Below are 24,857 nucleotides of genomic sequence, written 5' to 3'. Positions count from 1 at the left end.
CGGATTGCGAAAAAGCCCATGACCGTGCATTACCCCACTATCGCCGATTGCGTCGGCAATACCCCGCTGGTTCGCCTGCAGCGCCTGGGCGGGGCTACTACCAATACCTTGTTGCTCAAACTCGAGGGCAACAACCCGGCCGGCTCGGTGAAAGACCGCCCGGCGCTGTCGATGATCACCCGGGCAGAGCTGCGCGGGCAGATCACGCCCGGCGATACGCTGATCGAGGCGACCTCCGGCAATACGGGGATTGCCCTGGCAATGGCGGCGGCAATCAAAGGCTATCGCATGATCCTGATCATGCCCGACAACTCCACTGCCGAACGCAAGGCTGCAATGACCGCTTATGGTGCCGAGTTGATCCTCGTCACGCGGGAAGAAGGCATGGAAGGCGCCCGTGACCTGGCCGAGCGCATGCAGGCTGAAGGGCGCGGCAAGGTGTTGGACCAGTTCGCCAACGGCGACAACCCCGAGGCCCACTATCAGAGCACTGGCCCCGAGCTGTGGCAGCAGACCGGCGGCAGCATTACTCATTTTGTTAGCTCCATGGGTACCACCGGTACCATCATGGGCACGTCGCGTTACCTGAAGGAACAGAACCCCGCCGTTCAGATCATCGGGCTTCAGCCTATGGAAGGCTCGGCGATCCCCGGCATTCGCCGCTGGCCGGAAGAGTACCTGCCGAAAATCTACCAGGCCGACCGGGTAGACCGGATCATCGACATGGCCCAGGGGGAAGCCGAGGACATCACTCGCCGCCTGGCGCGCGAAGAGGGCATCTTCTGCGGCGTTTCTTCGGGTGGCGCTGTGGCAGGCATGTTGCGCCTGAGCCAGGAAGTGGAGCATGCCGTGATTGTCGCTATCGTTTGCGACCGCGGCGACCGCTACCTGTCCAGCGGCCTGTTCGACGCGCCCAACTGATGGCACGCAAGCAAGGCGGGCTGCGCTTTCAGCCCAGCGGTGGCCAGCGCGCCCCGGGCGTTCCAGCAGGCAAGAAGCAGCGCTTGAGCATTGAACGGCTGGCAGCGGATGGTCGTGGTATTGCGTTCAACGAAGGGCGGACCTGGTTCGTGGCCGGGGCGTTGGCTGGTGAAGACGTGGATGCTCGGGTGCTGTCCGCCCACGGCAAGGTGGTAGAGGCGCGCACCGAGCGGGTACACCAGCCTTCGGCCATGCGTCGTGCTGCGCCGTGCCCTTATGTGGACCGCTGCGGCGGCTGCACGGTGCAGCACATCAGCCACACCGACCAGCTGGCGTTGAAACAGCGGCAGCTGGCCGAGCAACTGCTCAAGGTGGCCGGCGTAGAGCCACAGGCCTGGGCGCCGCCCCTGGTAAGCCCGGAGTTCGGTTATCGCCGACGCGCGCGGGTGGCGGTTCGTTGGGACCCCAAGCGCCAGGCGCTCGATGTAGGGTTTCGTGCCGCCGCGAGCCAGCAGATCGTTTCAATCGACCACTGCATGGTGCTGGTACAACCCTTGCAGCGTATTTTCAATGAGTTACCGGGGATACTCCGCTCACTGAAAGCCCCGCAAGCCATTGGCCACGTTGAATTGTTCCACGGTACTGCCCCCGCTGTGCTCGTTCGCCACACCGCTGCGCTTTGCGACGCGGATCAAGCGGCGTTGCGCGCCTTTTGCGCTACGCAGGGCGCTCAGCTGTGGTGGCAGGGTGCCGAGGCGCCTGCCCCTGATCAGCCGGGTGCCGTGCTGGGCTATGCCTTGGCACCGTGGCAGCTGGAACTGGCCTATCGGCCAGGGGATTTTGTGCAGGTTAACGAAGCGGTGAACCAGGCCATGATCGAGCAAGCGCTGGCCTGGCTTGCGCCCCGGCCTGGAGAGCGGATACTCGATCTGTTCTGTGGCCTGGGTAATTTCGCCCTGCCCATTGCCCGTATGGGTGCGCAAGTAGTCGGGGTGGAGGGCGTGGCCGGGATGGTCGAGCGCGCTTCGGTCAACGCCGAGCGAAACGGCCTGAACACCGCGACCTTTTACCAGGCCGACTTGTCCCAGCCTTTAGAGGCGGCCAGTTGGGCAGGGCAAGGGTTCTCTGGGGTATTATTGGATCCTCCACGCGATGGGGCATTTGAAACAGTTCGCCACATATCGTCGCTGGGTCCGGATCGCATCGTCTATGTATCGTGCAATCCCGCCACCCTGGCGCGCGACACCGTAGAGTTGCGCAGGCAAGGGTATGCTTTAAAACGTGCTGGCGTTCTCGACATGTTCCCGCAAACGTCCCATGTCGAGGCGATGGCGTTATTTGAAAAAGGCCAGGACGGCCTGGCTATGTGACTGGTGACCTTCGCAGGCCGCGGAGGTCGAAGCCAGCGAACATTGGCGTGCAACCCTGCGCGCCATAGGGAAGGTAAGCAAGATGGTACAGGTGAGAGCGCAACAGCCGGTCAACAACGACGGCAGCATCAACCTCGATGCGTGGCTCGATCATATCGTCAGCGTCGACCTGGCGCTTGACCGGGAGGCGCTCAAGAAGGCCTGTCAGTTCGCCCGCGATCTGGACGTACCCGAAAACACCGCCAAGGATTCCTGGGCCGATGGTACGTCCAGTTTCCAGGCGGGGCTGGAAATCGCCGAAATTCTCGCCGATCTCAAGCTCGACCAGGACTCGCTCGTTGCCGCGGTCATCTACCGCGCCGTGCGTGAGGGCAAGGTTGCCCTGTCGGACGTGGCCCAGCGTTTCGGCCCGGTGGTGGCCAAGCTCATAGACGGCGTGCTTCGCATGGCGGCGATCAGTGCCAGCCTCAGCCCGCGGCAGTCCTTGGTGCTCGGTACGCAAGTGCAGGTGGATAACCTGCGCAAGATGCTGGTGGCCATGGTCGACGACGTGCGCGTGGCGCTGATCAAGCTGGCCGAACGTACCTGCGCCATCCGGGCGGTCAAGAACGCAGCCGAAGAAAAGCGCCAGCGGGTTGCCCGTGAAGTATTCGACATTTATGCACCGCTGGCGCATCGCCTGGGCATTGGCCATATCAAATGGGAACTGGAAGACATTTCCTTCCGTTACCTTGAGCCGGACCAGTACAAGCAGATCGCCAAGCTGCTGCATGAGCGCCGGCTCGACCGGGAACGCTTCATTTCCGAGGTGATGAGCCAGCTCCACCATGAGCTCACCGACACCGGCATCAAGGCCGATATCAGCGGCCGGGCCAAGCATATCTACTCCATCTGGCGGAAGATGCAGCGCAAGGGCCTGCAGTTCAGCCAGATCTACGACGTGCGCGCCGTGCGGGTATTGGTGCCCGAAGTACGCGACTGCTACACCGCGCTGGGTATCGTGCACACACTGTGGCGTCATATTCCCAAGGAGTTCGACGACTACATCGCCAACCCCAAGGAAAACGGCTATCGCTCGCTGCACACGGCGGTGATCGGGCCGGAAGGCAAGGTGCTGGAAGTGCAGATCCGCACCCATGCCATGCACGAGGAAGCGGAACTGGGGGTATGCGCCCACTGGCGCTACAAGGGCACGGACGTCAAGCCCAGCTCCAACCACTACGAAGAAAAGATTTCCTGGCTGCGTCAGGTGCTCGAATGGCACGAGGAGCTCGGCGATATCGGCGGGCTGGCCGAACAGCTGCGCGTGGATATCGAGCCGGACCGGGTATACGTCTTCACCCCGGACGGCCATGCGATCGACTTGCCCAAAGGCGCTACGCCGCTGGACTTCGCCTATCGCGTGCATACCGAGATCGGCCATAACTGCCGCGGCGCCAAGATCAACGGCCGCATCGTGCCGCTGAACTACAGCCTGCAAACCGGCGAGCAGGTCGAGATCATCACCAGCAAGCAGGGCAATCCTAGCCGGGACTGGCTCAACTCCAACCTGGGCTATGTCACCACCTCCCGGGCGCGTGCCAAGATCGTTCACTGGTTCAAGCTGCAGGCCCGGGATCAGAACGTCGCGGCGGGCCGTACCCTGCTCGAGCGCGAACTGAGCCGCCTCGGCCTGCCCCAGGTAGACTTCGAGCGGCTGGCCGAAAAAGCCAATGTGAAAACCGCCGAGGACATGTTCGCCTCGCTGGGCGCAGGCGACCTACGCCTGGCCCCGCTGGTGAATGCTGCCCAGCAACTGGCCGAGCCGGACCGCAGCCACGCTGAAGCCTTCGACTTCATTACCCGCAAGCCCACCGGGAACAAACCGGGCAAGCGCGGGGACATCCAGATCCAGGGCGTGGGCAACCTGCTCACGCAGATGGCCGGCTGCTGCCAGCCGCTGCCGGGCGATGCCATCGTTGGCTATATCACCCAGGGCCGCGGCGTGAGCATTCACCGTCAGGACTGCGCCTCGGTGTTGCAGCTCGGCGCCAAAGAGCCCGAGCGGATCATTCAGGTCAGTTGGGGGCCAGTGCCGGTGCTCACCTATCCGGTGGATATCGTGATTCGTGCCTACGACCGCTCTGGCTTGCTGCGCGACGTCTCTCAGGTGTTGCTCAACGAGCGCATCAACGTGCTGGCGGTGAACACCCGTTCCAACAAGGAAGACAACACCGCATTGATGTCCCTGACCATCGAAATTCCTGGTCTGGATGCACTCGGTCGGTTACTGGGGCGTATCTCCCAGCTGCCCAACATTATCGAAGCACGGCGTAACCGTACCCCATGAGCCAGCCCGCCAAGCCTTACAGCCTCGACGACCTCTTGTATCTGATGGCGCGCCTGCGCGATCCCCACGCCGGCTGCCCCTGGGACCTCAAGCAGAACTACGCGAGCATCGTGCCGTATACGCTGGAAGAAGCCTACGAGGTGGCCGATGCCATCGAGCGGGAGGATTACGATCACCTGCCCGGTGAGCTGGGCGACCTGCTGTTCCAGGTGGTGTACTACGCCCAGCTTGCGAGGGAAGAGCAGCGGTTCGAATTCGCCGACGTGGTCGACGGCATCACCCGCAAGCTGGTCCGCCGTCATCCACATGTGTTTCCCACCGGGGACCTGTACGGTCCTGCGGATGCCCCCCGCCTCAATGAGGCGCAGATCAAGCAGCGTTGGGAAGCCATCAAGGCCGAAGAGCGCGCCGAAAAATCATCCGCACCGGAGCAATTGTCCCTGCTCGATGACGTGCCGGCGGGCTTGCCGGCCCTCGCGCGCGCTGTGAAGTTGCAGAAGCGCGCGGGCTCGGTGGGCTTCGATTGGCCTGCGGCCCTTCCGGTGCTGGACAAAGTACGCGAGGAGTTGGACGAACTGCTCGAAGCGATGGCCGGCGATGACGAGGCGGCACTGGCCGATGAGCTGGGCGATGTGTTGTTCAGCGTGGCGAACCTGGCGCGCAAGCTCAAGCTTGACCCCGACCAGGCCTTGCGCGCCGCCAACGCAAAATTCGAGCGCCGTTTTCGTTTTATCGAAGGAGAGTTGCGCGCCCGGGGCCAACTCATCGAAGATTGCGACCTGGAGGCGTTGGACGCACTCTGGGGCGAAGCTAAACGTCAGGAAAAGAAACCGCTTGGCTGTGGCTGAGTAAGAGTGAGTGAAACCATGAGCCTTTCCCTTCGTGACCAGCTGCTCAAAGCAGGCCTGGTCAACCAGAAACAAGTGAAGCAGGTCAACAAGGACCAGCAAAAGCAGCAGCGGCTGGTGAAAAAAGGCCAGGCCGAGGCGGACGACACGCAGAAGCGCATCGCTCTGGAAGCCGCCGCGGAGAAGCAGCGCAAGGACCAAGAGCTGAACCGCCAGCAGCAGCAAAAGGCCGAGGCCAAGGCGCGGTCCGCTCAGGTGAAGCAGCTGATTGAAGCCACCCGCTTGCCCAAGCTGACCACCGAGGATTACTACAACTTCGTGGACGACAAGAAGGTCAAGCGCTTGTCGGTGAATAGCCTGATGCGTAGCAAGCTGTCCAACGGCAGCCTGGCGATCGTCCATCATGGTGGCGGCTACGAAGTGATCCCGCGCGAAGCGGCGCTCAAGGTGCAGGAACGCGAACCTCGCCGTATCGTGTTGCTCAACACGCCAACCGAAGAAGTGGAAGGCGACGATCCGTACGCGGCGTACAAGATTCCGGATGATCTGATGTGGTGAGAAGAATCCCGTGCCTGGCACGGGATTTTTTACGAAGGTTCAGTCCATTCCCGGGCTAACGCCCGGAAGGCTGGCCTCGCGGTCCACAGTATTACGCCAGATCGCGGAAAAATTGACTATTCGCGAGCTAACGCCCGCTTCCCACAGATTGAACGCACCGCACCGCACCTTGTGGGAGCTGGGGGGCCGGCCATCCGGCGAAGCCGAAGGCGGAGCTCGCGAATAAGGGCTTAAGAAAACTGCGCAAGACAGTTGCTTCCCACAGGTGAGTAAGCTCTCTCAGGCTCTTAGGATGAACTCTGCAGGAGCAGGGGAGGGCCGGCCATCCGGCCCAGCCTGCGAACAGAGGCGCTTTTAAAGCCCGAGTGACTGTTGGTCAGGAAGCCTGCAAAGAAGGCACACCCAGCAACTCCGCCCGCTTCGCTTCGTTGGCTTCAAGCTCACGCTGGTAGGCCACAGCCTCGTGCTCGTTGTGGAACATGCCCACTAGCAGCCCCTGCTGGTAAACGTCCCAGATGCGAACCCCGGCTGCCACGCCTTCATGGGACATGTGGGCATCGTCACGTTCGGTTACTTTCACGGTCATGCTGACACTCCTCTGGGTTGCCGTAACAAGTACGTGCTTCCGTTATAGGATTGATAGCCAGCTAATGGAACCGGGGGCAGGCGCAACGGTGTATTGCGTAAATCGGCAGGAATCGCTCAAACCCACGGGCGGCGCGGGCTGCGGCGAATTGTCGCACTTTGTGAAGGCGCGTGAAGAATAGTTTAAGAAGGCTTGAGGCGGGGAGGGGAGTGGCCGAACAGGGCTCGGCCACGATGAAGCGGGAGGATCAGTTGCCTTTCACCGGCTTGCCGCCGACAGTGCCGTCCTGAAGCATGATGGTGTATTCCTTGCCATCGGTTTCGGTCTGTTGCAGCTGCACCAGCAAGTAATCCCACGCCTTGGCGAACCACAGCACGGTCACGCGCTTGCTTTGTGTGGGGTCGCGCACGCGTTCCACCTTGATGGCATCGATGCTTCCAGCCTTGGTTGCGACTTTTTCTTCGCCCAATACGCGGAAGTCGTAGGTGTCGATCTCGTCGCCATCCACTACCTGGTAGCTCATGCTCTTCTTGCCAGCGGCCACGTCGTGTTGCAACGCCAGCTGGTAGCTGGATTTGTCCAGCACGCCACGGTTCAGCGGCAAGGTGATCGGATCGCCGCGATCGGTGCCGGTGACTTTCTTGGCGGACCAGTCGAAGTCCACGTCGACCCGCTTGGCCTTGCCCAGGCCACCACGCTCGAAGTTGTACGTTTGCGGCATGAGGGTGTCCTTGTCCACGCGCAACACGCTCGTCTCGGTCAGGCTGGCGATCATCATCGACGCCTTGAAGGCGAGGGTCCAGGTACCGTCCGGGTTGGCCGTGAGGCTGCGCTCGGCGGTGCCGCTCATGGGCAGTTGTTTCCAGTCTGCGGTGTAGCTGGCGGAAAAGGGCTTGAGGTCCGCGGCCTGTACGCCAGGCAGCGTGAACAGGGCAAGGGCGAACAGCAGGGCACGACGCATACGGTCTCCTATGGGCGGATCAAATGGCCGCTGGCAGCCAGGGGCTGGCCGTCGAATGACACGCCGTGGCTGCCAAGGCACAGCCTGCCTTCGGCGAACCAGCGGACCGCCAGCGGGTATATCTGGTGTTCTTGAGCATGCACTCGCCGGGCGAGTGTTTCAGGCGTGTCGTCGGCCTGTACCGCAACGGCAGCCTGTACGACCAGAGGCCCTCCATCGAGTTCCTCGGTGACGAAGTGTACGCTGCAGCCGTGTTCGGTGTCGCCGGCTTCCAGGGCGCGCTTGTGGGTATGCAAGCCCTTGTGGCGAGGCAACAGCGACGGATGAATGTTGAGCAGCCGGCCGTGGTAGTGGCGAACGAAGCCGGGGGTAAGGATACGCATGAAGCCAGCCAGCGCCACCAGCGCGGGCTCGAAGCCGTCGATAAGCGCCATGAGCGCCTGGTCGAACGCTTCGCGCCCTTCATAGCCTGCGTGGTCCAGAACCCGCGTTTCGATTCCCGCAGCGCGCGCGCGCTCCAGCCCGAAGGCATCGGCGCGGTTGGAAATCACCGCGCGGATGCATACAGGGCTGTCGCTGTGCGAGAAGGCATCGATCATCGCCTGGAGGTTGCTGCCGGAGCCAGACAGCAAGACCACCAGGTTGCAAGGCAGGGGCATCAGTGGGCCTTGAGGTTTTTCAGCTCGACCTGTGCTGCGCCTTCGGCGGCGGCGGTGATTTCGCCGATCACCCAAGGTTGCTCGCCTTCGGCCTTGAGCACTTCCAGGGCCCGGGCTACATCTTCCTGACCCACGCAGATCACCATGCCCACGCCGCAGTTCAGTACGCGGTGCATCTCGGTTTCGTCCACGTTGCCTTGCTGCTGCAACCAGTCGAACACCGCCGGGCGCTGCCAGCTGGCAACGTCGATCACCGCCTGGGCGCCGGCCGGCAATACGCGCGGGATGTTGTCCAGCAGGCCGCCACCGGTGATGTGGGCCATGGCCTTCACTGCGCCGGTGTCGGCGATCAGCTTGAGCAGCGGCTTGACGTAGATGCGGGTAGGGGCCATGAGCAGGTCGGACAGCGGCGTGCCGCCCAGCTGTTCGGTGGCGATGTCGGCACCCGACATGTCCACGATCTTGCGGATCAGCGAGTAGCCATTGGAGTGTGGGCCCGAGGAGGGCAGTGCGATCAGTGCGTCGCCAGCTGCCACGCGGGAACCGTCGATGATCTCGGCTTTCTCTACCACGCCTACGCAGAAGCCGGCGAGGTCGTAGTCTTCGCCTTCGTACATGCCGGGCATTTCAGCGGTTTCGCCGCCTACCAGCGAGCAGCCGGCCTGTTCGCAGCCTTCGCCGATACCGGTAACGACAGTAGTAGCGACATCGACGTTGAGCTTGCCGGTGGCGTAGTAATCAAGGAAGAACAGCGGCTCGGCGCCGCACACCACCAGGTCGTTCACGCACATGGCCACCAGGTCGATGCCGATGCTGTCGTGCTTGTTCAGGTTCAAGGCCAGGCGCAGCTTGGTGCCCACGCCGTCGGTACCCGACACCAGCACAGGCTGCTTGTAGCCGGCCGGGATCTCGCAGAGCGCGCCAAAGCCCCCCAGACCGCCCATCACTTCCGGCCGCGCGGTGCGTTTGGCCACGCCCTTGATGCGTTCGACCAGCGCTTCACCGGCGTCGATGTCTACACCGGCGTCCTTGTAGCTCAGGGAGGGTTGCTTGCTCATGATCCAGGCCTTTGAAGAGGGGCGATACAGGAAACGACCACAAGGGTCTGCGAAGGCGCGCGATTTTATCAGGGTTGGTCACTTCAGGCCAGAACGGGGGCTGGAGGGCGTGGGTGCACAGGTTGGGTGGCCATGCCTGGCCGATTTGACGGCCCCGGCAGTTGGCAGGGCGAATGTTTTACGGGAAAGTGTGTCCCATTCACTTCAGTACCCCCTGCCTTTGGAAACCTGCTCATGCGCCTGCGCCCCCTTTTGCTCGCTTCACTGCTCAGCCTCGCCCAGCCGGCGGCCTGGGGCGAAACCGTGACCAACCTTTACCAGGTGAGCGAGCCGGTCAGCAGTCAGGCCCCGGAAGAACGCGACCAGGCGACCCAGCGCGCACTTGAAACGCTAGTGCTGCGGCTCACCGGCGATCCCAAGGCCTTTGCCGGAGCAGGCCTGGCGGCGGTTCGCAAGGACCCTCAACAGATCATCAGCCAGTTTGGCTACCAAGCCGGCCCGCCCCAGGCCCTGCAGGTGGACTTTGACCCCGTGAGCACGGACAAAGCACTGCGCCAGGCAGGCTTGGCCACCTGGGGCGCGAATAGGCCGTCCATTCTGGCTTGGTGGCTGAACGAAACGGCTGCCGGTGCAACGCTGGCCGGCGACGCCCAGCCCAGCGCAGCGCCGTTGCGCCAGGCCGCGAAACACCGCGGGCTGCCGATCAAGCTGCCGCTGGCAGACCTGGAAGAACAGCTGGCCGCCACGGCGAAAAACCTCGAAGGCACCGATCCGGCCCCGTTGCAGGGTGTATCCCAACGCTACGGCGCCGATGCCCTGCTCGCGGTTCACGCCAGCGCTGACGGTGATAAATGGCAAGCCAAATGGCGCTTGTGGCTTGGCAACCAGAAGGAGCAAGGCACGGTGCAGGCCAATGACCAGGCCAGCCTGGCCGATGCGGTGATGCTGGCGGTCGCCCAGAAGTTGGCGCCGCGGTACATCGTGAAGCCCGGTGCCAGCGGTGAACTGGCAGTAGAAATCGAAGGCATGACCCTGGAGCACTATGCCGAACTCGGCCGCGTGCTGGATGCGCTGGGTGGCCGCTTGCAGTCGGTCAATGGCAACAAGGCGCTTTACCGGGTGACCGCCAGCGCCGAACAGCTGCGGGCCCAGTTGGCACTTGCGCATTTGCAGGAGGTTGATCCAGCCTCCGTTCCTCAGCCGGTTGCCGCGCCCGCGCCCGTTTCTGCCAGCGGGGCTGTAACGCCGCCCGCCGCGGCGCCTACGGTTGAACCTGCTCCGCTGAGGTTCCACTGGTGAGCCAAGGTATGACAGATAAAAAGCACTGGTTCTGGCTGGGGGCGGCCCTGGTCCTGTGTGCGCTCATCTTTGAACTGCATCCTATTTTGTCGCCATTTCTGGTCGGCATGCTCATCGCCTACCTTGGCGATCCGCTGGTGGATCGGCTGGAGCGCCTGAGGCTGTCGCGCACTTTGTCAGTCGTGGTGGTGTTCGTGCTCTTCACACTTATCGTGATGATTGCCCTGGTGGTGGTCATCCCGATGCTGGCCAGGCAACTGGTGCGGTTGTATGAGCTCACGCCGCAATTCCTCGACTGGTTGCAGCAATCCGCCTTGCCTTGGATACAGGCCCGATTGGGGCTGGCGGAGGGCTTCTGGAAGTTCGACAAGATCAAGGAAGCGATTTCGGCCCACATGGGGCAGACCACCGACATCGTCGGGCTGATACTGGCGCGCGCCACGGCGTCGGGCCTGGCGCTGATCGGCTGGCTGGCCAACCTGGTGCTGATCCCGGTAGTCGGGTTTTACCTGCTGCGCGACTGGGACCTGATGATGGCGAAGATCCGCGGCTTGCTGCCGCGTCAGCGCGAAGCACAGATTGTGACCCTGGCCCGGGAGTGCCATGAAGTGCTGGGAGCCTTCGTGCGCGGCCAATTGATGGTGATGCTTGCGCTGGGGGTCATTTATTCGGTGGGCCTGATGCTCACTGGCCTTGAACTGGGCCTGTTGGTGGGCGTGCTGGCGGGGCTGGCTTCCATCGTGCCTTATATGGGGTTCATCACCGGTATCACGGCCGCCTTGGCGGCGGGCCTGTTCCAGTTCGGGCTCGATCCCTGGCACCTGGCGGCCATTGGCGCTGTGTTCGCCATCGGCCAGGCGCTGGAAGGCACGGTGCTCACGCCGTTGTTGGTGGGCGACCGCATTGGGTTGCATCCGGTAGCGGTAATCTTCGCGATTCTCGCCGGGGGCGAGTTGTTCGGCTTTACCGGTGTGTTGCTTGCGTTGCCAGTAGCGGCGGTGATCATGGTGCTCATCCGCCACATGCATACGTTGTACAAGCAATCGGACCTTTACGGCGGCGGTGAAGACCCTGAGCTTTGAGCCTGTTCAGAACGCTTGCCTGGCGGCGCGTTACGCGTCAGGCTTGCAGCTTCCAGCCAAGCCGCTAGAATTTGCCCCCTTTGAGCTGAGGCCGTATCCCCGGGACGCATGAAAGAGCCGATCCAACTCCCGCTGGGTGTGCGCCTGCGCGATGACGCCACCTTCGTCAACTACTATCCCGGAGCCAACGCTGCGGCGCTCGGCTACGTCGAGCGGTTGTGCGATGCGGATGCCGGCTGGACGGAAAGCCTGATCTACCTTTGGGGCAAGCAGGGGGTGGGGCGCACCCATCTCATGCAGGCGGCGTGCCTGCGCATGGAGCAGCAGGGGCAGCCTGCGGTGTACCTGCCGCTGGCCCAACTGCTTGACCGCGGGGTCGGTATCCTCGACTACCTGGCGCAGTACGAACTGGTATGCCTGGATGACCTTCACGTAATCGCCGGCAAGGCGGATTGGGAGGAGGCGCTGTTCCACCTGTTCAACCGCCTGCGCGACAGCGGCCGCCGTTTGTTGATCGCCGCCTCGCATTCGCCGCGGGAGCTGCCGGTCAAGCTGGCCGACCTCAAGTCCCGCCTTACCTTGGCGCTTGTATTCCAGATGCGCCCGCTTTCGGATGAAGACAAGCTGCGCGCGCTGCAATTGAGGGCGTCGCGCCGCGGCCTGCACCTTACTGATGAGGTGGGGCACTTCATTCTCACCCGTGGCAGCCGCAGCATGAGCGCACTGTTCGACTTGCTCGAGCGCCTGGATCAGGCCTCGTTGCAGGCGCAGCGCAAGCTCACCATCCCTTTCCTCAAGGAAACACTCGGCTGGTAGCCGCCCGTCACACTTGCATTAAATAACCCTCAGCCTGGCAAGGCTTTTGCTGTATCCTCCGTCATCTTTGTGCCGCCAATGGGCTGGCGCAGGGCTCGCTACGCTTATTTGATAGTTTTAACCTATCGGGCAGTGGAGCGGATTAGCGGAGCGGCAATTACGTTTCGGGTCATCCTCGGCGCCGACCCCTTGGCGGGTCAGGATTTTTGGCGATTCTTCAAGGAGTTACACCGCGCCAGCTATTTGTGCACCCGCTCTGGCTCGGCGATTCCGCGTTAGATGCGACCGTTGGCACCACAAGTCACAAATTGTTCTATAAAATTTGCAAATGGTGCCGATAGAAGGCATATTCGCCCCTTCATCCACTTACTGACACGGTCGTGCCCATGCTGAATCGCTTCGCACCCCTCGTGCCTCTTGCACTTGTTACCCTGTTGTTCGGCTGCGCAGCCCAGTCACCGGTTTCGCAACAGCAGGTGTCCACCCCCGTTACCGCCGAGCGCGCTCCCTTAGCGCAGCCTCACAGCCTTACCCCCGCAACGGCTTCGTTGTTCGACGAAGACGACGTCGCCGACAAGGACGACCTGGCGGCGTTCTCCCGCAACGAACCGTACCGTTTGCCCCTGCTGGCTGACAGCATTCTGGAGCGCGGCAAGTCGCTGATCGGCACCCGCTATCAGTTCGGTGGTACCACCGAAAACGGCTTCGATTGCACTGGCTTCATCAATTTCCTGTTCCGTGAAGAAGCGGGCATGAGCCTGCCACGCTCCAGCCGCGAAATGATCAACGTAAAAGCGCCGCTGGTGGCCCGCAACAATCTCAAGCCGGGTGATGTGCTGTTCTTCGGCACCACCGGCCGCCGCGGCCGCGTGAGCCACGCCGGTATCTACCTGGGCGACGACCAGTTCATCCATTCGAGCAGCCGCCGCAGTGGTGGAGTGCGGGTGGACAACCTGGGCGATACCTACTGGAGCAAAACTTACATCGAGGCCAAGCGTATGCTGGCCATGGCGCCCGTTTCCGAGGTCGCCCGCAAGTAAGCCAGTCGGTCCATAAAGGGCAGCGACGAGCGGTCACGCTTTCGCTGCCCTTTTTTATGGAATACAGCGGGTTAAGCGCTATTCTTCATCGGCAGTCGAACTCGGAACCCCGCCCATGGTTTTCTCCCGTTTGCGCACTCTGGCGCTTGCGCCGCTTCTTTTGCTTGCCGCCTGCGCGAGCCCTCCACCACCCAAGCCCGCACCGGTGGCGGTAGTGCCTCGCCCGGTTATTCTCGACCCAACCGACTATTCCTCGGTGAAGGCCGACGACGTGCTATTCCGGGCCATTGGTTTGGTGGGCACGCCTTATCGCTGGGGCGGCAACACCCCGGATTCGGGTTTTGACTGTAGCGGCCTCATCGGCTTCGTCTACCGGGACGCCGCCAATATCGCCCTGCCGCGCTCCACTCGGGATCTGATTGCCATGCATGCGCCCAGCGTCGACCGCAACGCGCTGCGTTCAGGGGACCTGGTGTTCTTCTCGACTCAAGGCAATGGCCAGGTAAGCCATGCGGGGATCTACGTGGGGGAGGGGCGTTTCGTGCACGCGCCGCGTACCGGCGGTACGGTGCGCCTGGATTACCTCGACAAGCCCTATTGGCAGAAGGCCTACCTTGATGCCAAACGGGTGATCCAGCCAGAGCGCCTGGCGCAGACCGCTACGCCGTAGAAGCCCGGGGGCGGCTGCTCACCGCCCCGCGAGTCGTAGTTACTGCCGCGTTACCCGCCAGATCTTGTTGCCCACATCGTCAGCCACCAGCACACCGCCTTTGTTATCGCCAATCACGCCCACCGGGCGGCCCATGGCTTCCTCTTTGTCGTTCAGAAAGCCCGTCAGCAGGTCCACCGGTTGGCCGGCAGGCATACCGTTGGCGAACGGCACGAATAGCACCTTGTAACCGCTGTGCGGCTTGCGGTTCCAGGAGCCGTGCTGGCCAATGAAGGCGCCGTGGTCGAAGGGTGCTGGCAGTTGGTTCGGCTGGGCGAACGCCAGGCCCAGCGAGGCCGTATGTGGGCCGACCGCGTAATCGGGTGCGATTGCCTTTTGCACCATGGTCGCGTCGCCGGGCTCTACGCGCGCATCCACGTGCTGGCCGTAATAACTGAACGGCCAGCCATAGAAGGCGCCGTCTTTCACAGACGTGATGTAGTCCGGCACCAGGTCGCTGCCGATCTCGTCCCGTTCGTTCACGGCCGTCCATAGCTTGCCGGTCTGGGGTTCCCAGGCCAGCCCATTCGGGTTGCGCAAACCGCTGGCGAACAGGCGCTTCTGGCCGGTGGCTGCATCCACTTCCCAGATCGCGGCGCGGCCTTGTTCTTGGTCCAGGCCGTTCTCCGCCACATTGCTGTTGGAGCCCACGGTCACATACAGCTTCTTGCCGTCCTGGCTGGCGATGACGTTCTTGGTCCAGTGATGGTTGATCGTGCCGGCCGGAAGGTCAGTGACGGTTTCGCCGTTCCCCTCCAGGTGGGTAGCGCCAGGCTGATACTTGAAGCGGAGCACTTTGTCGGTATCGGCAACGTAGAAGTCCTGCCCCACCAAAGTCATGCCGAACGGGGAGTTCAGGTTCTGCAGGAACACCTCGCGGGTTTCGGCGATACCGTCGCCGTCCTTGTCGCGCAGCAAGGTAATTCGGTTCGGGCTGGGCACGCCCGCGCCCGCACGGCCCATCACTTTATTCATCACCCAGCCGCGAATGCCTTTGCTGTCGTCGGGCTTGGGTGGCGAGTTGGTTTCGGCCACCAACACGTCACCGTTGGGCAGTACGTACAGCCAGCGCGGGTGGTCCAGGCCCTCGGCAAACGCGCTCACTTGCGTGCCGGGCGCTGCCTTGGGCTTCACGCCTTCCGGCCAGCCTACCGCTGGAGCGATGTTCACGGTAGGCATCAGGGTTTTGTTGGGCTCTGGCAGCTTGGGCGCCGGGCCGGTGCCATCGGACACCTGTAGCTTCGAGCTTTCGCCGCAGCCTGCAACGCTGGCGGCAATCAAAACGGTGAGAGCAAGGCGGGAGAAGGGCATGATCAGCTTCCTGGCAACCGAGGTATGTACCGTAGAGGCAGCGAGGCGGCGGAGGTTCAACATGTTTGATTGACGCTACCGGGCCAACCCCTTACCCTTCGCCGATTGTTTCAGGTGCCCGGGCAGCGTTCGCTTGCCAGGGTGAAACAGGGAAGCCGGTGAGCATCGGGCGGTTCGCCACGAGCAATGCCGGCGCTGCCCCCGCAACGGTAGATGAGTCAACGCTCGCGCATGGGCCACTGGGCAACCGGGAAGGCGTGCGAGTGGGGCAACGCCCGCTCATGAGCCCGGAGACCGGCCTGAAACCCCTGATACGGTGCGAGCCCCGCCCGTTGATTAACAGATCGCCGCGCGGGTGAGAGCGGCACTGACGTCATGCTGCCCGCCTTTTGTGGCGTTGGCGCAGCGTTGGTGCGCACCCGCGAGCGAGCGGAGAGCAGCGATGAACGAATCCCCCGAGCGCGACGAGCGCCACCAGGCCCGCATGGCGCGGAAAAAAGCCGTAGTCGATGCCCGCATCGCTGCGTCCGCGGACGAGCGCGGTGTGCTCCTGGTATTGACCGGTAATGGCAAAGGCAAAAGCAGCTCGGGCTTCGGCATGCTGGCGCGCGCGTTGGGCCATGGTATGCGCTGTGGCGTGGTGCAGTTCATCAAGGGCCGCCAGACCACCGGCGAAGAGGCTTTCTTCCGCCGCTTTCCCGACGAAGTAAGTTTCCATGTGATGGGCGAAGGCTTCACCTGGGAAACCCAGGACCGTCAGCGGGACATCGCTGCCGCCGAGGCTGCCTGGCAGGTAGCCCGGGAGCTGTTGGCCGACCCCGCAGTGGATTTCGTGCTGCTCGACGAACTGAATATAGCGCTCAAGCACGGCTACCTGGACGTCGAAAAGGTGGTTGCCGACCTCAAGGCCCGTCCGCCGCTGCAGCATGCCATTGTCACCGGGCGCGCCGCGAAAGCGGAAGTGCTCGAGGCCGCAGACACTGTGAGCGAACTTGGGCTGATCAAGCACGCCTTCCAGGCCGGTATCCGCGCGCAAAAGGGCATCGAGTGGTGAGTACGCCGCGCCAGTGCCCCGCGGTATTGATTGCCGCTCCGGCCTCAGGCCAAGGGAAAACCACCGTGACCGCCGCGCTGGCCCGCCTGCATCGCAATCGCGGGCTGCGGGTGCGCGTGTTCAAGTGCGGCCCGGATTTCCTCGACCCCATGATCCTCGAACGCGCCAGCGGTGCGCCGGTGTATCAACTGGACCTGTGGATGGTAGGTGCGGCGCAAAGCCGCCGGCTGCTCTGGGAAGCGGCCGAGACCGCTGACCTCATTCTGGTGGAAGGGGTGATGGGACTGTTTGACGGCACCCCGTCGAGCGCAGACTTGGCCATCGAGCTGGGAGTGCCGGTGCTCGGTGTGATCGACGGCACGGCCATGGCACAAACCTTCGGGGCTTTGGCGTTGGGGCTGGCGCGATACCGCCCGGAGCTGCCCTTCGCGGGCGTGCTTGCCAACCGCGTAGGCAGCGAGCGTCACGGCCAGTTGCTGCGCGATAGCCTCACAGAGGGCCTGCGCTGGTTCGGTGGCCTGCCGCGTGAGCAAGCCATCGGCTTGCCTAGCCGTCATCTCGGGTTGGTACAAGCCAGCGAGCTCGAGGACCTGGACCGTCGGCTGGATGCAGCCGCCGAGGCCTTGGCGGCAACCTGCGATGACGCCTTGCCGGCGCCGGTCAGCTTCTATCCGCCTGAGAACGAACCTGTGGCACCGTTGCTCACAGGCGTGCGCGTGGCGGTGGCCCGGGACCAGGCGTTTGCCTTCCTTTATAACGGCAACCTCGACGCCCTGCGTGCCATGGGGGCAGAGCTGCGGTTTTTCTCGCCCATCAGCGATACCGCGCTGCCACCCTGCGACAGTTTGTATTTACCTGGCGGCTACCCTGAGCTGCACCACCAGCGCCTGGCGGCCAATACCGGCATGCTGGAAAGCATTCGCGCCCATCATCAGGCGGGCAAGCCGTTGCTGGCGGAATGCGGTGGCATGCTCTACTTGCTGGAAGGCCTTACCGATGTAGACGGCGAGCGGGCGCCACTGCTTGGCCTGATGCCAGGCGAGGCCACGCTGCAAAAACGCCTTGCCGCCCTGGCCCTGCAGGAGGTGGCGCTGGACGAGGGCACCCTGCGCGGCCATACCTACCATCATTCGTTGACTACCACGCCATGGGAAGCTGTTGCCCGTGGGCGCAGCCCCAACGGCGGGCGGGGTGCCGAGGCGGTGTACCGTTGCGGCAGGCTCACGGCCTCCTACGTCCATTTTTATTTCCCTTCGAACCTTGCAGCAGCCGCGGCGCTGTTACAGCCGGGAGGCCCTGCTGATGACTGAGCACGCCTTCAGCGACGCAGAGCGGGCGGCGGTGTACCGTGCCATCGCAGAGCGCCGGGACATGCGCCATTTCAGCGGTGGCGAGGTGGCGCCCGAGGTGTTGCACCGCTTGCTTGCCGCCGCCCACCAAGCCCCGAGCGTGGGCCTGATGCAGCCGTGGCGGTTCATTCGTATCCGCCGCCCTGCATTGCGCGAAGCCATCCACCAACTGGTGGAGGCCGAGCGGCTGAACACGGCCCAGGCCTTGGGCGAGCGCTCGGATGACTTCATGAAGCTCAAGGTGGAAGGCGTGCGTGATTGCGCCGAACTGCTGGTGGTCGCCCTGGGCGATGGGCGCGAGCAGCATGTATTCGGCCGCCGTACGCTGCCGGAGATGGACCTGGCGTCGTTGTCGTGTGCCGTGCAAAACCTGTGGCTGGCGGCGCGCGCCGAAGGGCTGGGCATGGGCTGGGTGTCGCTGTTCGATCCCGACCGCCTCGGCGAATTGTTGAACATGCCACCCGGCGCCCGCCCCATGGCGGTGTTGTGTCTCGGGCCGGTGGCTGACTTCTACGCCGCGCCAATGTTGGTACTGGAAGGCTGGGCACAAGAGCGCCCGCTACATGAATTGATGTTCGAGGATATTTGGGGGGCGCAGCCGTGAACCTCGCCCTTACTTGTGTCGCGGCAATTGCATTGGACGCGCTACTGGGCGAGCCACGCCGCTGGCATCCGCTGGTGGGCTTCGGCAACCTGGCCCAGCGGCTGGAGCAGCGCTTTAATTCCGCCGGCCATGGCTGGCGCAGTCATGGCGTCACGGCCTGGCTGATGGCGGTGGTGCCACCGGTGCTGGTACTGACCCTACTGTCCTGGTTGCCGGTGATTGGCAGTGTGGTGGAAGTGCTGGTGTTGTATTGGGCGCTGGGCCTGCGCAGCCTGGGTGAGCACCTTGAGCCAGTGGCTCGCGCATTGCGAGAGGGCGACCTGGGCAAGGCCCGCGAGCGCGTAAGCCGGCTGGTCAGCCGCCATACCGATGCACTGGACGCTACCGGGGTAGCCAAGGCCGCCACCGAGTCGGCGCTGGAGAACGGCAGCGATGCGGTGTTTGCGGCGCTGTTCTGGTTCGTGGTGGGTGGCGTGCCCGGCGTAGTGCTGTACCGCCTCGCCAACACCCTCGATGCCATGTGGGGCTATCGTAACGAGCGCTTCGAACGTTTCGGCTGGGCCGCCGCGCGCATTGACGACCTGCTGAACCTCGTTCCTGCCCGGCTCGTTGCGCTCACCTATGCAGTGCTGGGCAAGACGGCGCTGGCCCTGCGTTGCTGGCGGCGTCAGGGTTCGCTCTGGGACAGCCCCAACGCCGGCCCGGTGATGGCGTCCGGTGCGGGTGCCCTGGGCGTAGCGCTGGGTGGGCCCGCCACCTACCACGGTGAGCTACACGAGCGCCCGCAGCTGGGCGAAGGCCCAGAGCCGGATGCCGGGGCGATCGAGCGGGCCTGGGCGCTGGTGCAGCGGGGCGTATGGCTATGGCTGCTGCTCATCTGTCTAGGAGGGCAATTCTATGCTTGAACACGGCGGGCGTTTGCGAGCCGCGGCTCGGGAATTCGGCATCGAAGCCCCGGCCTGGCTGGACCTGTCCACCGGGATCGCGCCTTGGCCCTGGGCTATTCCGCCAATTCCGGTCGCCGCCTGGGCTCGCCTGCCGGAAACCGACGACGGCCTAGAAGCGGCCGCCTGTGGTTACTACGGCGCCGAACAGGTGCTCCCGGTGGCAGGCTCCCAGGCCGCCATCCAGGCCTTGCCGCGGCTACGTCGCAGCGGCAAGGTTGGCGTGCTGGCGCCCTGTTATGCCGAGCATGCCGAAGCCTGGCGCAAAGGTGGCCATGTGGTCCGTGAAATCAACGACGAAGAAGTCGAGGGCTACCTGGACCGGCTGGATGTACTGGTGCTGGTCAACCCGAACAACCCCACCGGCCGCCTGTTTGACCGTGAACGCCTGCTTGCCTGGCACGCCCGGCTCGCTGCACGCGGCGGCTGGCTGGTTGTGGACGAAGCCTTCATGGACCTCACGCCTGCCTTCAGCTTGGCGGCCGAGGCACACCTACCGGGCCTGATCGTGCTGCGCTCCTTCGGCAAGTTCTTCGGCCTGGCGGGGGTGCGCCTGGGCTTTGTGCTGGCGGAGGCCCGCTTGCTGGCTGGCCTGGCGGAGCAGTTGGGCCCTTGGGCGGTGAGCGGGCCCACCCGTGTGCTGGGGCAAGCCTGCCTGCTCGATAACGCAGGCCATCGCCAGCAGATCGACCGCTGTAATGCCGCTTGCGCCCGACTGGCGGCAATGTTGAGTGATCACGGTTGGCCCCCGGCCGGCGGCTGCGGGTTGTTCCAGTGGGTGCGCACCCCCCAGGCCGAAGCCCTGTACCTTCGCCTCGCCCGGCAGGGCATTCTGGTGCGGCTGTTCCGTGCTACGTCCAGCCTGCGCTTCGGTCTGCCATTTGAAGCCGCTCACTGGCAGCGGCTCGGTGAAGGGCTTGCCGCGTTCAACAAGGAAAGCTGATGGCTACATTAATGGTGCAAGGCACCACGTCGGACGCGGGCAAGAGCACATTGGTAACTGCACTGTGCCGCTGGCTGCGCCGGCAGAACGTCACGGTGGTGCCGTTCAAGCCACAGAATATGGCGTTGAACAGCGCGGTAACCGCCGACGGCGGCGAAATCGGCCGGGCGCAAGCGGTACAAGCCCAGGCCTGCGGGCTGGCGCCGCATACCGATATGAACCCGGTGCTGCTCAAGCCCAACAGCGATACCGGCGCGCAAGTGATCATCCATGGCCAGGCCGTGGGTAACATGAACGCGCTGCGGTATCACGGCTACAAGGCGACCGCCATGCAGGCTGTGCTGGAATCCCATGCGCGCCTGAATGCGGCCTACCAAGTGGTGGTGGTGGAAGGCGCCGGCTCGCCCGCCGAAATCAACCTGCGCGAAGGGGACATTGCCAACATGGGCTTCGCCGAGGCGGTGGATTGCCCGGTGATTCTGGTGGCTGACATCAACCGGGGCGGGGTGTTCGCGCATTTGGTTGGCACGCTGGCGCTGCTGTCCGATAGCGAGCAGGCCCGGGTGAAGGGCTTTGTGATCAACCGGTTTCGTGGCGACCTGGCATTGCTCCAGCCCGGGCTGGACTGGCTGCAAGCACATACCGGCAAACCTGTGCTGGGCGTGCTGCCTTACCTGAACGAATTCCATCTGGAAGCCGAAGACGCCGTGGACAGCCGCCAGCCCGTCAAGGAAGGCGAGCTGCTGCGGGCGGTGGTCCCGGTGCTGCCGCGTATCAGCAACCACACGGACTTCGACCCGTTGCGCCTGCACCCTCAGGTGGCGCTCAGCTTTATCCGCCCTGGCGAGGCAGTGCCGCCTGCCGACTTGATCATACTGCCGGGCTCCAAGAGCGTGCGGGCAGACCTGGCCCGGTTGCGAGACAGCGGCTGGGAGGAAGCAATCACTCGCCACCTGCGCTACGGCGGCAAGGTGTTGGGGATTTGCGGCGGCTTGCAGATGCTGGGCACCCGCATCGCTGACCCCTTGGGCGTCGAAGGCCCCGCCGGTGACAGCCAGGGCCTCGGCTGGCTGGCGCTGGAAACCACCCTGGCGGCGGAAAAGCAGCTGCGCAACGTGCAGGGTCGGCTGGTGTTCGACGACGCACCGGTGCGCGGTTATGAAATTCACGCCGGCGTTAGCGAGGGCCCGGATCTGTCACGGCCCGCGCTGTGGCTGGCCCCCGGCCGCGGCGACGGAGCCCTGAGCACTGACGGCCAGGTGATGGGTACTTACGTGCACGGGCTGTTCGAGGAGCCTGCGGCCTGCGCCGCCGTGCTGCGCTGGGCGGGATTGAAGGGCGCGACGCAGCTGGATTACGACGCGCTGCGCGAGCGCGACATCGAGCGCCTGGCAGATCTCGTTGAACAGCACATGGACACTGCCCGGCTGCGCGACCTGTGCGCGGGGGAGCCCTGACATGTTGCGACTGATCCTGGGCGGCGCGCGCTCCGGTAAAAGCCGGCTGGCGGAAACCCTGGCAGCCGCCAGCGGCCTGGCCGTGACCTATATTGCCACCAGCGAGCCCCGGGACGCCGAGCTGGATGCACGGGTACGCCTTCATCAGGCGCGGCGCCCCGCCCACTGGGCGCTGGTCGAGGAGCCTCTGGCGTTGGCAAGCACCCTGGCCAGCCATGCCGCGCCGGGGCATTGCCTGTTGGTGGATTGCCTTACCCTGTGGCTCACCAACCTGCTGATGCTGGACAGCCCTGAACGCCTTGGCACAGAGCGCGACGCCCTGCTGGCGGCGCTGGCGGAGCTGCCCGGTGAGATCATTCTGGTGAGCAACGAGACCGGCATGGGTATCGTGCCGCTGGGCGAGCTTACCCGCCGATACGTGGATGAAGCCGGTTGGCTTCACCAGGCCATCGCCGAGCGCTGCGATCAGGTAGTGCTTACCGTTGCCGGCCTTCCTCTTACCCTTAAAGGACCGACCCCATGACCACTGCCTGGTGGCAGCAGCCCTGCGCCACGCCGCACGCACGCTTCGCTGAAGGCGCGCTGGAGCGCCAGCGCCAACTTACCAAGCCCGCGGGCTCCCTTGGCCAGCTGGAAGCCATTGCCGTGCGGCTTGCCGCATTGCAAGGGCAGGCGCACCCGCGCGTCGCCGAGGTGCACATCGGGCTGTTCGCCGGGGATCATGGCATCGTGGCCGAAGGGGTATCGCCTTATCCACAGGCCGTTACCGGCCAGATGTTGCGCAACTTCATCAACGGTGGCGCGGCGATCAGCGTATTGGCGCGCAGCCTGGGTGCGCACATGGCGGTGGTAGATCTGGGCACCGTGGCGCCGTTGGACCTGCCCGGCGTGCGACAGGTGCGCCTTGGCGCAGGCACCCACAACTTTGCGCAAACCCCGGCCATGACCGAGGGGCAATGCCAGCAGGCGTTGCAGGTCGGTCGAGAGACTGCCCAGGATGCGGCAACCGCGGGCGCCCAGTTGTTCATTGGTGGGGAAATGGGCATCGGAAACACCACGGCGGCCAGCGCCCTGGGTTGCGTGTTGCTGGATTGCCCCGCCACGGAGCTGGTGGGGCCAGGCACCGGGTTGGACGCCAAAGGGGTTTCGCACAAGGCCGAGGTGATCGAAGCTGCCAGGCGGCTTCACCAGCAACAAGCGACTGATCCGTTGAGCGCGCTCGCCTGCTATGGCGGCTTCGAGATCGCCGCGCTGGTGGGTAGCTATATTGGTGCCGCCCAGGCGGGCGTGGCCGTGCTGGTGGATGGGTTCATCTGTTCCGTGGCGGCGCTGGTCGCCACTCGCCTGAACCCGGGCTGCGAGCCGTGGCTGTTCTTCGCGCATCAGGGTGCCGAGCCTGGCCACAAACGTGTGCTTCAGGCGTTGGGCGCCGAGCCGCTGCTGGCGCTCGGCTTGCGCCTGGGTGAAGGCAGCGGCGCGGCGCTGGCGGTGCCGCTGATGCGCCTGGCGTGTGAGCTGCACGGCGGCATGGCCACGTTTGCCGAGGCAGCCGTGGCGGACCGTCCGGAATGAAGCTGTGGCTCGACCTGCTTCGTCACGGCGAAACCGAGCGGGGCGGTGGCTTCCGAGGCAGCCTGGATGACGCGCTTACCCCTGCTGGATGGGCTTCCCTGGAGGCGGCGGTGGAAGGGCAGGGGCCGTGGGACGGCATCGTCACGTCGCCGCTGCAACGTTGCGCGGCCTTTGCCTGTGCCTTGGCGCAGAGGCTGGCGTTGCCTTGTATCACCGTGCCCGGCCTGAGCGAGTTGCATTTCGGTGAATGGGAAGGGTGCAGCGCCGCCGACCTGATGGTGGACCAGGCCGAGGCGCTGGGGCGCTTCTGGCAGGACCCGTTCGCTTACACGCCGCCTGGCGGAGAGCCTCTCCTGGCATTCATCGCGCGGATCGAAAGCGCGCTGGCAGCATTGGTAGAAGAACACCTGGGTAAGCGCTTGCTGGTTGTGAGCCATGCCGGGGTGATGAGGCTGTTGCTAGCGCGCGCCCGAGGCTTGCCGGACAGCGACCTGCTGCAAGTGGAAGTGGCCCATGGCGCGCTGCATCGGGTTGCCATCAACCATGCTGGCGCGTTGGTGACCCTGTGATGCCGTGGTGGATCGCACTGCAATTTCTGAGCAGCCTGCCGGTGCGGCTGCGGCGTATGCCCACGCCCGCAGAAACCGGCAGGTCGCTGTTGTGGTATCCGATGGTGGGGCTGCTGTTCGCCGCGTTGCTGGCGGGTGTGGATTCGTTACTGGCTGGCTCGCCATTGTTGCTGCATGCGGCGATCCTGCTCGCTGTATGGATCTTTCTCACCGGCGGATTGCATCTGGACGGCCTCGCGGACACGGCCGATGCCTGGGTGGGTGGCTACGGCGACCGGGAGCGCACCCTGGCCATCATGAAAGACCCGCGCAGCGGGCCAATGGCCGTCGTGGCGTTGATTGTGCTGCTTCTATTGAAGTTCGCAGCATTGGTAGCCGTGCTGCAGGCGGTGCACGGCCACTATTGGTGGATGGTCCCGGTGCTTGGGCGGGCCGCATTGCTGGGCGTGTTTCTCACCATGCCGTACGTTCGGGCCGGTGGGCTAGGCGAGGCGTTGGCCAATCACCTGCCGCGCACGGCGGGTTGGGTCGTATTGGCGGGGTGCTTGCTGGCGGGCTGGCTGAGCTTGGGCAGCGTGTTGCTGGTAGGCATCGCCGCCTTTGCGTGGCTGCGCTGGCTACTGCTGCACCGCTTGGGCGGCACCACCGGCGACACCGCCGGCGCGATGCTTGAGTGCCTGGAGGTGGCGCTGCTGGTGGGGTTGGCGCTGTAGCAGGGCTCTCATGGACCTTGTGGGAAGTGGCGGGGCCCGCCACTTCCTACAGAGTTAAACGCCCCTCCAGAATCCGCCTGCGGCCTCCTGCGATCCCACTATTTC

The 24,857-nt window shown here is 64.2% G+C and carries 25 protein-coding genes and 1 riboswitch; of the genes, 20 read left to right on the top strand and 5 right to left on the bottom strand.

Going from position 1 to position 24,857, the window contains the following annotated elements; genetic code table 11:
• The first annotated feature begins 18 nt into the window (after positions 1-18).
• From cysM to AC3Z8Y_RS15650, 5 genes are all read left to right on the top strand, one after another.
• A complete protein-coding gene (gene cysM, locus AC3Z8Y_RS15670) occupies positions 19-921 on the top strand; it encodes a cysteine synthase CysM (RefSeq protein WP_490086605.1) in 903 nt (300 codons plus the stop codon).
• Positions 921-2,291, top strand: coding sequence for a 23S rRNA (uracil(1939)-C(5))-methyltransferase RlmD (gene rlmD, locus AC3Z8Y_RS15665; RefSeq protein WP_490086604.1), 1,371 nt, complete (start codon positions 921-923; stop codon positions 2,289-2,291). Before cysM ends, rlmD begins: the two co-directional genes overlap by 1 nt.
• An 82-nt stretch (positions 2,292-2,373) precedes the next feature.
• Positions 2,374-4,620, top strand: coding sequence for a GTP diphosphokinase (relA, locus tag AC3Z8Y_RS15660; RefSeq protein ID WP_490086603.1), 2,247 nt, complete (start codon positions 2,374-2,376; stop codon positions 4,618-4,620).
• Positions 4,617-5,468, top strand: coding sequence for a nucleoside triphosphate pyrophosphohydrolase (gene mazG / locus AC3Z8Y_RS15655; RefSeq protein ID WP_490086602.1), 852 nt, complete (start codon positions 4,617-4,619; stop codon positions 5,466-5,468). Before relA ends, mazG begins: the two co-directional genes overlap by 4 nt.
• Positions 5,469-5,486: 18 nt before the next feature.
• Positions 5,487-6,026 (top strand): DUF2058 domain-containing protein, encoded by a 540-nt coding sequence (locus AC3Z8Y_RS15650; RefSeq protein ID WP_181112648.1) that lies wholly within the window; start codon positions 5,487-5,489, stop codon positions 6,024-6,026.
• A 376-nt stretch (positions 6,027-6,402) separates the two neighbouring features.
• On the opposite strand, the gene AC3Z8Y_RS15645 is transcribed toward AC3Z8Y_RS15650, so the two are convergent.
• From AC3Z8Y_RS15645 to purM, 4 genes are all read right to left on the bottom strand, one after another.
• A complete protein-coding gene (locus AC3Z8Y_RS15645) occupies positions 6,403-6,612 on the bottom strand; it encodes a hypothetical protein (RefSeq protein WP_490086601.1) in 210 nt (69 codons plus the stop codon).
• A gap of 247 nt (positions 6,613-6,859) precedes the next feature.
• The gene (locus AC3Z8Y_RS15640) at positions 6,860-7,573 is read right to left on the bottom strand and encodes a DUF3108 domain-containing protein (RefSeq protein WP_490086600.1); all 714 of its coding nucleotides are present in this window, start codon (positions 7,571-7,573) and stop codon (positions 6,860-6,862) included.
• Positions 7,574-7,581: 8 nt separating this feature from the next.
• Positions 7,582-8,232, bottom strand: coding sequence for a phosphoribosylglycinamide formyltransferase (gene purN / locus AC3Z8Y_RS15635; RefSeq protein ID WP_490086599.1), 651 nt, complete (start codon positions 8,230-8,232; stop codon positions 7,582-7,584).
• Entirely contained in the window at positions 8,232-9,290 is a 1,059-nt protein-coding gene (gene purM / locus AC3Z8Y_RS15630) for a phosphoribosylformylglycinamidine cyclo-ligase (protein ID WP_490086598.1), read from the bottom strand. Before purM ends, purN begins: the two co-directional genes overlap by 1 nt.
• A gap of 234 nt (positions 9,291-9,524) precedes the next feature.
• Here purM and AC3Z8Y_RS15625 point away from each other — a divergent pair, with 234 nt between their 5' ends.
• From AC3Z8Y_RS15625 to AC3Z8Y_RS15605, 5 genes are all read left to right on the top strand, one after another.
• On the top strand, positions 9,525-10,589 hold the full coding sequence (locus AC3Z8Y_RS15625) for a DUF2066 domain-containing protein (RefSeq protein ID WP_490086597.1): 1,065 nt from the start codon (positions 9,525-9,527) through the stop codon (positions 10,587-10,589).
• Between the two features lie 8 nt (positions 10,590-10,597).
• Entirely contained in the window at positions 10,598-11,671 is a 1,074-nt protein-coding gene (locus tag AC3Z8Y_RS15620) for an AI-2E family transporter (protein ID WP_490086596.1), read from the top strand.
• A 108-nt stretch (positions 11,672-11,779) separates the two neighbouring features.
• Entirely contained in the window at positions 11,780-12,487 is a 708-nt protein-coding gene (gene hda / locus AC3Z8Y_RS15615; RefSeq protein ID WP_490086595.1) for a DnaA regulatory inactivator Hda, read from the top strand.
• A gap of 386 nt (positions 12,488-12,873) precedes the next feature.
• Positions 12,874-13,527, top strand: a complete 654-nt coding sequence (locus AC3Z8Y_RS15610) for a C40 family peptidase (protein ID WP_490086594.1) — start codon at positions 12,874-12,876, stop codon at positions 13,525-13,527.
• A 115-nt stretch (positions 13,528-13,642) separates the two neighbouring features.
• Positions 13,643-14,197, top strand: coding sequence for a C40 family peptidase (locus tag AC3Z8Y_RS15605; RefSeq protein ID WP_490086593.1), 555 nt, complete (start codon positions 13,643-13,645; stop codon positions 14,195-14,197).
• 39 nt (positions 14,198-14,236) lie between these two features.
• Here the strand turns inward: AC3Z8Y_RS15605 and AC3Z8Y_RS15600 are convergent, their stop codons facing one another.
• Positions 14,237-15,547, bottom strand: coding sequence for a PQQ-dependent sugar dehydrogenase (locus tag AC3Z8Y_RS15600; protein ID WP_490086592.1), 1,311 nt, complete (start codon positions 15,545-15,547; stop codon positions 14,237-14,239).
• Between the two features lie 95 nt (positions 15,548-15,642).
• Positions 15,643-15,864, top strand: a riboswitch (cobalamin riboswitch).
• A 125-nt stretch (positions 15,865-15,989) separates the two neighbouring features.
• Between AC3Z8Y_RS15600 and cobO the strand changes: the two genes are divergently transcribed.
• Genes cobO through AC3Z8Y_RS15550 form a run of 10 tightly spaced genes read left to right on the top strand, consistent with a single transcriptional unit; the run spans position 15,990 to position 24,752 of the window.
• Positions 15,990-16,601: a cob(I)yrinic acid a,c-diamide adenosyltransferase gene (gene cobO, locus AC3Z8Y_RS15595; RefSeq protein WP_490086591.1), complete on the top strand. Its 612-nt coding sequence runs from the start codon at positions 15,990-15,992 to the stop codon at positions 16,599-16,601.
• Entirely contained in the window at positions 16,598-17,911 is a 1,314-nt protein-coding gene (locus AC3Z8Y_RS15590; protein ID WP_490086590.1) for a cobyrinic acid a,c-diamide synthase CobB, read from the top strand. The genes cobO and AC3Z8Y_RS15590 overlap by 4 nt, the downstream gene beginning before the upstream one ends.
• Complete coding sequence (gene bluB / locus AC3Z8Y_RS15585; protein WP_490086589.1) at positions 17,904-18,554, top strand: 5,6-dimethylbenzimidazole synthase; 651 nt, start codon at positions 17,904-17,906, stop codon at positions 18,552-18,554. The genes AC3Z8Y_RS15590 and bluB overlap by 8 nt, the downstream gene beginning before the upstream one ends.
• Entirely contained in the window at positions 18,551-19,459 is a 909-nt protein-coding gene (gene cbiB / locus AC3Z8Y_RS15580; RefSeq protein ID WP_490086588.1) for an adenosylcobinamide-phosphate synthase CbiB, read from the top strand. Before bluB ends, cbiB begins: the two co-directional genes overlap by 4 nt.
• On the top strand, positions 19,452-20,441 hold the full coding sequence (gene cobD / locus AC3Z8Y_RS15575; protein ID WP_490086587.1) for a threonine-phosphate decarboxylase CobD: 990 nt from the start codon (positions 19,452-19,454) through the stop codon (positions 20,439-20,441). Before cbiB ends, cobD begins: the two co-directional genes overlap by 8 nt.
• On the top strand, positions 20,441-21,898 hold the full coding sequence (locus AC3Z8Y_RS15570; RefSeq protein ID WP_490086586.1) for a cobyric acid synthase: 1,458 nt from the start codon (positions 20,441-20,443) through the stop codon (positions 21,896-21,898). Before cobD ends, AC3Z8Y_RS15570 begins: the two co-directional genes overlap by 1 nt.
• A 1-nt stretch (position 21,899) precedes the next feature.
• Positions 21,900-22,421, top strand: coding sequence for a bifunctional adenosylcobinamide kinase/adenosylcobinamide-phosphate guanylyltransferase (gene cobU / locus AC3Z8Y_RS15565; protein ID WP_490086585.1), 522 nt, complete (start codon positions 21,900-21,902; stop codon positions 22,419-22,421).
• The gene (gene cobT / locus AC3Z8Y_RS15560; RefSeq protein WP_490086584.1) at positions 22,418-23,470 is read left to right on the top strand and encodes a nicotinate-nucleotide--dimethylbenzimidazole phosphoribosyltransferase; all 1,053 of its coding nucleotides are present in this window, start codon (positions 22,418-22,420) and stop codon (positions 23,468-23,470) included. Before cobU ends, cobT begins: the two co-directional genes overlap by 4 nt.
• Positions 23,467-24,039: a histidine phosphatase family protein gene (locus AC3Z8Y_RS15555; protein WP_490086583.1), complete on the top strand. Its 573-nt coding sequence runs from the start codon at positions 23,467-23,469 to the stop codon at positions 24,037-24,039. The genes cobT and AC3Z8Y_RS15555 overlap by 4 nt, the downstream gene beginning before the upstream one ends.
• Positions 24,036-24,752 (top strand): adenosylcobinamide-GDP ribazoletransferase, encoded by a 717-nt coding sequence (locus AC3Z8Y_RS15550; RefSeq protein ID WP_490086582.1) that lies wholly within the window; start codon positions 24,036-24,038, stop codon positions 24,750-24,752. The genes AC3Z8Y_RS15555 and AC3Z8Y_RS15550 overlap by 4 nt, the downstream gene beginning before the upstream one ends.
• The last annotated feature ends 105 nt before the right edge of the window (positions 24,753-24,857 follow it).

This window comes from Pseudomonas sp. 3MAES_34.3B (genome assembly GCF_058145875.1).
This window is presented reverse-complemented; position numbering and strand designations above follow the sequence as displayed.